Here is a 7,063-nt window from a genome sequence, read left to right on the forward strand (position 1 = left end):
ATTTCGATAAGGAATGATGCCTCACATGACAACCTTTACCAATCGAAACCTCCCCAAACGTCCCCCTCACATTCTGGTGGTTGGCTCATTGACGCCCCCGGATGCAGATGATTGGTTGAAAGGAAAGCTCAGTGAACTGTCCACGGGCGTTTTCCGCGCGCTAGAGCGTGCCGGTGCTGACTTCAGATTTGTCGAGGCTTCTGACGCTCAGAGCCTGCCGGACGCGTTGCTCCATAGCTACGATGGACTGTTGGTGCTGGGTGGCGGCGATGCTGACCCCGCGTGCTATGGCCAAAAACCTCTCGTAGAAACGATATATGGCGTAAATCTGGAAGCGGATCGATTCGAACTGGGTTTGATTCGCCAAAGTGCCGCGAACAATATCCCGGTGCTCGGTATTTGCCGAGGAATGCAGTTAATCAATATTGCTTTTGGCGGCACGCTTCATCAGGAAATCGGCGCCGGTTTTCATAACGGCAATAAAGACAACTCCAAGATGGTCAGCCATGAGGTCAACCTTTTCGAGGGTTCCAGGCTGCATGGGATTTATCAAAAAAGCACCCTTGCAATCAGGTCTGCTCACCATCAGTCCGTCTCCCTTGTGGGTAAAGGCCTGGTGGTGGCGGCGGATGCAGAAGATGGCATTGTTGAAGCGATCGAGGCAGTGGGTTCGGCTTGGGTTGTGGGTGTTCAGTGGCACCCCGAAGACCCGGAGGCTTCGCCAGAAGACTTCGATCTGTTGCTGACTCAATTTCTCAACCCCTCTATCAAGAACGACCCAGCCGATACGGCTCGCGCCGTCGCAGAGGCCTGCGCCTAACGCATCGGCACGCTCATTGAAAACCGATACACGGGGAATCTAAAGAGCAAGACACCTCGGTGGCAGGGCCTCTATTTTAGATTCGTTATGCGAACGCACGCCTTCAGGGGTGCCACGTGATAAAAAAAATAAAAGGGTGCGAAATGCACGAACACACCAGCAATGAAAAAAGCAATGACCCACAGGCTCGCGAACTCAAGCGGCGCTTGGAGAATAGACACATACAGCTCATTGCCATCAGCGGGGCAATTGGAACGGGCCTGTTCATGGGGGCGGGAAAAGTCATCGCCCTGGCCGGCACCTCGATTATTTTGGTCTATGCCATTATTGGCTTCTTCATCTATTGCGTGATGCGCGCAATGGGCGAAGTGCTGCTGTCCAATCTGAAGTATCACTCTTTTTCAGATATGGTTGCTGAGTACCTGGGGCGCCAGGCGGGCTACGTGTTGAGTTGGACTTACTGGCTCGGCTGGTGCGTTGCAGCCATTGCCGACATGGTGATGGTTGCAGGGTTCTTTCAGAACTGGTACCCCGAAGCACCCGCCTGGGCCCCCGCGCTTATTACCGTTGGTATTCTGATTAGCCTGAATCTCCTGGCCGTTAAGGTGTATGGCGAAGTTGAGTTTTGGGTGGGGCTCATCAAGATTGTGGCGATCATTGCCCTGTTGGTCACCTGTTTCGTCCTCATTGCATCCTCGTATACCTCATCGACCGGTACAACGGCTTCGTTGTCCAACCTTGTGCAGCCGGGCGCTATGCTGCCACATGGCATAATGGGTTTCTTCGCAGGCTTCCAGATTGCGATCTTTTCCTTTAATGGCACAGAGCTCATCGGCACCACAGCCGCTGAAGCCAAAAACCCTGAGGAAACGATTAAAAAAGCCATCAACACCATCCCGATCCGCATTATGTTTTTCTACATTCTGTCTCTGGTCGGCATCATCAGTGTTATATCGTGGGCGAATGTGTCCGCGACGCAAAGCCCGTTTGTGCAGCTTTTCGTGATTGCCGGCTTGCCGGCGGCAGCGGGGATCATCAACTTCGTGGTTCTGACATCCGCTGCGTCGTCTGCCAATAGTGGAATCTATTCGAGTGCGCGTCTGCTGTTCGGTCTGTCGCGTGGTGGACAGGCACCTACCGCGCTGGGTCACATTGCCGCCAGAGGGGTGCCTACCAATGCAATCCTCCTGACCGGGGTAGCGATCTGCGTCGGTCTGTTGCTTCTGCTGTTCATTCCATCGGTCATGACCGTCTTCACCCTGGTGTCGACCATTGCTGCGATTGTCGGCCTGTACACGTGGTCGATGATTCTACTGGCGTATATTGCCTACCGTAAAAAGTCACCGATGCTGCACAACCGCTCGAACTTCAAAATGCCAGGGGGCGTTCCTCTCGCCGTCTTGACCTTGGTCTTTATCGTGTTCGTCACCGGACTGTTGGCACTGGAGGACGACACGCGCACGGCGCTCTACTTCATGCCCGTGTGGTTCATTTTCCTGACGGTGTGCTACCGAATTCGCAACCGAAGAACAGCGCCCCCTGCGCATCCCATTTCGACGGTGAATTGAATACCGGCTGAGGATCATCCAATAACGTCAGCACAGGCCGGCTGGCCTGTGCTGAAATCGCCCACCGTTCATCCCTCAACACGATCGTTGCTCCGATGGCGGGTGCGCGGCTAAACGCTGGCAAGCCCGCCGCCTCGCAGGCGATATCGGGCCGATTGAGCACTTAGCGGTCTGACGCAGTCGCCTATTCTCGACTGCCTTCAGGCCTCGCTGATTTCGCAAGCGCAAACCCATCAAAAGCGCCCACCCCTTCCATTCAACTGTACGGTAAGCCGCAACGCGCTGGACGGCCCCGGCCCGGCTAGGCCGTGCCTGTGAACCGGGCGTCACTGCAGATCACATTCATGTCACATCCACTTCGCTAAGTTAGCCGCCCATACCTTCTGGAGTGTCTGCATGAAGTGGCCCGCATCAACAGCTTCGCTTCTTGTGCTATGCCTGAATGGAACGTGGCAGCGGACCGACCACCCCGTGCCCTCGGTGATCGATACCGACATCCAGGCGGCGGTCGATGCCTGGTGCCGCTGCACCGCTAGCGCAGCATCACCCCACCTGTCGCCGCTAAAGGCCCTGGAACGATGATCGAGATACTGCTGGTCGAAGACGACCATGCCCTTGCCGGCTCACTGGCCGACTACCTCAGCGAGGTCGGCTTCGAAGTGGACTTCGCTTTCGACGGTCAGGCCTGCCTCGAGCGCACCCTGCTGCAGCGCTACGACGTGATCGTGATGGACGTCACCATGCCCAAGCTCAACGGCCTGCATGCCTGCAAGGCCCTGCGCAAGCGCCAGGACCATACGCCGGTGCTGTTCCTGACCGCCCGTGACACGCTTGCCGACAAGCTGGACGGCTATGAAGCAGGCGCTGACGATTACCTGGTCAAGCCCTTCGAGCCCCAAGAGCTGGTGTGTCGCCTGCACGCCCTGTTGCGCCGCGGCAAGCTTGGCGCAGACGCAGAACAACTGTGTTGCGGAGAACTGGTGATCGACTTCAAGCGCAACAAGGTCCACCGCGACGGCGTGGCCATCGACCTGCAGACCGTGCCCATCCGCTTGCTGGCGTTGCTCGCCGAAGCGGCCCCCAACGCGGTCAGCAGGCGACAGCTCGAAAACGCGCTATGGCCGGATGAACTGCCCGAAAGCGATCCACTGCGCACGCATATCTACCGGCTGCGCCAGGTGCTGGACCGTCCCTTCGAGCGTGAGCTGATAAAGACCGTACACGGCCGAGGGTACCGCCTTGCCATTCCCGACTAGCTCCTTTTTCGCGCGCGTGCTGTGCATCCTGTTGCCGTTCACCGCCTTCGTCGTGCTGCTGTACAGCGTGCTGGTGTTCACCTCGATCACCATGACCGAGGACTACGTGGTCAACGGCTATATCGATCAGGAAGTGCAGCGCTTCGAGCAGAGCTACGCCAGCAATCGTAGTGAAGCGACGCTGCCCTCGACCAGCTACATGCACAGCTACTGGGCCGATGACCCGGACCTGCCCCAGGCATACCGTGCACTTGCGCTCGGCAGCCATGAACTGGATGACGAGCGCACCCATGTGCGGGTCGTCCATATCCCGGCCGCCGGTCAGAACCTGTATGTCGAGCTCGACGAATCCCAGCTCAGCTCCCTTGGCAACCACATCAGCCTGTTGTGCAGCATCCTGTGGGCGGTCGCCGGACTGGTCGTCATTGCCGGGGCCGGTCTGGCGGTGGTGGGCGCTCGCCACCTGGCCTTGCCGGTGACGCGCCTGGCCGAAGCCGTGAAGGACGGCTGCCTGCCGGGAGAAGACCTGCCCGGCCATGAGCGCGATGACGAAATCGGTACGCTGAGCCGTGCCCTGACCCAACTGGTCAACCGCCTGCACAGCACCCTGGACCGTGAGCGCGCCTTCACCCGCCACGCCAGCCATGAGCTGCGCACCCCCTTGGCGGTCATGCGTAACGCGCTGGCGGTGATCCGCCTGCCGCAATGCAGTACAGAAAAGCGCGCGCGCAACCTCGACCGCCTGGAGCAGGCCAGCGGCGAGATGGAAATGATGGTGCAGTTGTTCCTGTGCCTGGGCCGAGAAGGTGAACAGCTGCCTACCCAACCGGTAGCGCTAAGGGCATTGCTTGAAACCTGCTTGCAGAAGTTCGAAGGCCGCCTGGCCGGCAAGCAGCAGCGGGTCGAGCTGCAGGTCGAGGCCGGCACGACGATCGATGCGGCGCCCAACGCCTTGCAGGTGCTGATCACCAACCTGATTGGAAATGCCGTCCAGCATGGCGAGCGCTACCTGCAGATCCAGGCGGACGCCTCGACCCTGACGCTGACCAATGCGCTATTCCCAGGCGACAGCGGTACCTCAGGGTTCGGCTACGGCCTGGACATTTCGCAGCGCCTGAGCAGCCATTGCGGCTGGCGCCTGGAACTGAACCGTGAGCCAGGGTGCTTCGTGGCCCGGGTGCACTTCTCGACCCACTGATTGCCCTCCCCACAAAAAATGAGCGCATGCCCGCGCTGCGCCGGGGTGTGCGCGCCATTCAACCCACCGTGACAGGAGCTCCCATGAAAACAACAAGCCTCCCCCGTTCCGACACCCCCTTGCATTACCACCCCGCGCTCAGGGCCTTGCATTGGGCCATGGCCTGGGGGTTTATCATCATGTGGCTGACAGGCGTGCTGGTAACCAACGTCGAAGGCGTACCGTTCTTCGTCGACGAAGATCGCCAGGGTGTGATCCGCGACTTTCACAAGTCGATTGGCTACACCCTGCTCGCATTGTTGCTGCTGCGACTGGGGTTAAAACTCGCCCAGCCAACTCCGGCAGCGCCAGCGGCAATGCCACTGCGCGACAGGACCCTGGCGCGCGTAGGCCATGCAGCGATCTACCTGATGGTAGTGGCAGTGTGCATGACCGGCATCGCCATCGCCGACCTGCATGAATACGGTAACGCCTACTTCGGCATAGAACTGCCACAGTTGTTCCCGACCCGCGAGCAGGTGCTGGGTTGGGCTTCGACGCCTTGGGCCTATGTCCTGCATGCCGTGCTCGCCTACGGACTGCTTGCCCTGAGTGCCGGACATATCGCTGCGGTCTGGCTGCACGCCCACTCACACAAAATCGAGCTGCTGCCACGGATGTATGCCAAGGCCGAAAAGAACCCTGCGCAGACGAGGCGCAAGCTGACATTTGCCGCCTGCTGCATCGTGCTGCTGGTCGCAGTATTTGCACTGCGAGGGTTCGTGACCTTGGGTGAGCTGGAGGAGCCGCGCGACTACCGCACAACAACGCCGTTCCCATGAAAGCAGCAGCGTGGGTGCTGTCCGGCCTCCCCCCCTACGTTCAACAGCTAAGCCGCCACAAATAATGGGTTGTGTGCCAGCAGCTCCTCCAGATGGACAGGCAGACGCTGACTCTGAGGCCTTGTCGTTATGCAACAGAGGCTGCTGCGCCTGCCTTGTTAGCTTTTTAAACGGCAGGGGATTGGTCTCACGCCCTGTACCTCGGCGGCCTTCAGTTGCCGCCAAAAAAAAACGGTGGGGTGGAATAAACGCTCCCGTTGGCGTGTTCTGTCACAGGAGGTCACGATCTCTATAGGAGCTGCGCAGCTGCTTAGAGGCAGCAGGAGCGTTTAGCACTTATTCAATGAGCAGCAAATTTTGTAGACATAGCAGTAAGCACTTAACACAGGAGATATAAATATGCGTAACGTTCGTAAGAAACTTCTTGCTACCGCCTTGATTGGATCACTGGCCACCGCTGTTCACGCTGACGACAAGGTGCTGAACGTCTACAACTGGTCGGACTACATCGCGCCGGACACCATCGCCAAGTTCGAGAAGCAGACCGGCATCAAGGTCAAGTACGACGTCTTCGACAGCAACGAAACCCTGGAAGCCAAGCTGCTGGCCGGCAAGTCGGGCTACGACATCGTCGTGCCGTCGAACAACTTCCTGGCCAAGCAGATCAAGGCCGGTGTCTATGAGGAGCTCGACCGCTCCAAGCTGCCGAACTGGAAGAACCTCGACGAAGACCTGCTCAAGGCTGTCGGCGACGCCAGCGACAAAGGCAACAAGCACGCCTTCCCGTACATGTGGGGCTCCATCGGCATCGGCTACAACCCGGCGAAGGTCAAGGCCGCGCTGGGCGTGGACAAGATCGACTCGTGGGACGCCGTGTTCAAGCCGGAGAACATCGCCAAGCTCAAGAGCTGCGGCGTGAGCTTCCTCGACGCGCCGACCGAAATGCTTCCGGCTGCGCTGCACTACCTGGGCCTGCCGAGCGACAGCACCAAGAAGGAAGACCTGGCCGCCGCCGAGGCGCTGTTCCTGAAGGTCCGTCCTTCGATCACCTACTTCCACTCCTCCAAGTACATCGGTGACCTGGCCAACGGCAACATCTGCGTGGCCGTTGGCTACTCGGGCGACCTGGAGCAGTCCAAGGCCCGCGCCCACGAAGCCGGCGACAAGGTCAAGCTGGACTACGTCATTCCGAAAGAAGGCGCTGGTACCTTCTACGACATGGTCGCCATCCCCAAGGATGCCGAGCACAAGGAAGCCGCCTACCAGTTCATGGACTTCCTGATGCAGCCTGAAGTCATGGCCGAGATCACCAACGCCGTGCGCTTCCCGAACGGCAACAAGGCCGCGACCCCGTTCGTCGACAAGGACATCACCAGCGACCCGAGCATCTACCCGCCGGC

The 7,063-nt window shown here is 59.1% G+C and carries 6 protein-coding genes; all 6 read left to right on the forward strand.

Annotation, left to right across the window (positions count from 1 at the left end; translation table 11 throughout):
* Positions 1-25: 25 nt before the first annotated feature.
* Positions 26-820 carry a gamma-glutamyl-gamma-aminobutyrate hydrolase family protein gene (locus P0Y43_RS12570; RefSeq protein ID WP_275637590.1) on the forward strand — a complete coding sequence of 265 codons (795 nt, stop codon included), beginning with the start codon at positions 26-28 and terminating at the stop codon, positions 818-820.
* Positions 821-963: 143 nt separating this feature from the next.
* A complete protein-coding gene (locus P0Y43_RS12575; RefSeq protein WP_275637591.1) occupies positions 964-2,388 on the forward strand; it encodes an amino acid permease in 1,425 nt (474 codons plus the stop codon).
* Between the two features lie 578 nt (positions 2,389-2,966).
* Positions 2,967-3,644, forward strand: coding sequence for a response regulator transcription factor (locus tag P0Y43_RS12580; protein ID WP_275637592.1), 678 nt, complete (start codon positions 2,967-2,969; stop codon positions 3,642-3,644).
* Positions 3,628-4,842 (forward strand): sensor histidine kinase, encoded by a 1,215-nt coding sequence (locus tag P0Y43_RS12585; RefSeq protein WP_275637593.1) that lies wholly within the window; start codon positions 3,628-3,630, stop codon positions 4,840-4,842. Before P0Y43_RS12580 ends, P0Y43_RS12585 begins: the two co-directional genes overlap by 17 nt.
* 83 nt (positions 4,843-4,925) lie before the next feature.
* A complete protein-coding gene (locus P0Y43_RS12590) occupies positions 4,926-5,663 on the forward strand; it encodes a cytochrome b (RefSeq protein WP_275637594.1) in 738 nt (245 codons plus the stop codon).
* Positions 5,664-6,062: 399 nt separating this feature from the next.
* Positions 6,063-7,063, forward strand: a 1,001-nt coding sequence (locus P0Y43_RS12595; RefSeq protein WP_275637595.1) for a polyamine ABC transporter substrate-binding protein, incomplete at its 3' end; no start/stop codon positions are given.

Origin of the sequence: Pseudomonas entomophila (assembly GCF_029193575.1) — a bacterium.
GTDB classification, from domain to species: Bacteria; Pseudomonadota; Gammaproteobacteria; order Pseudomonadales; family Pseudomonadaceae; genus Aquipseudomonas; species Aquipseudomonas entomophila_G.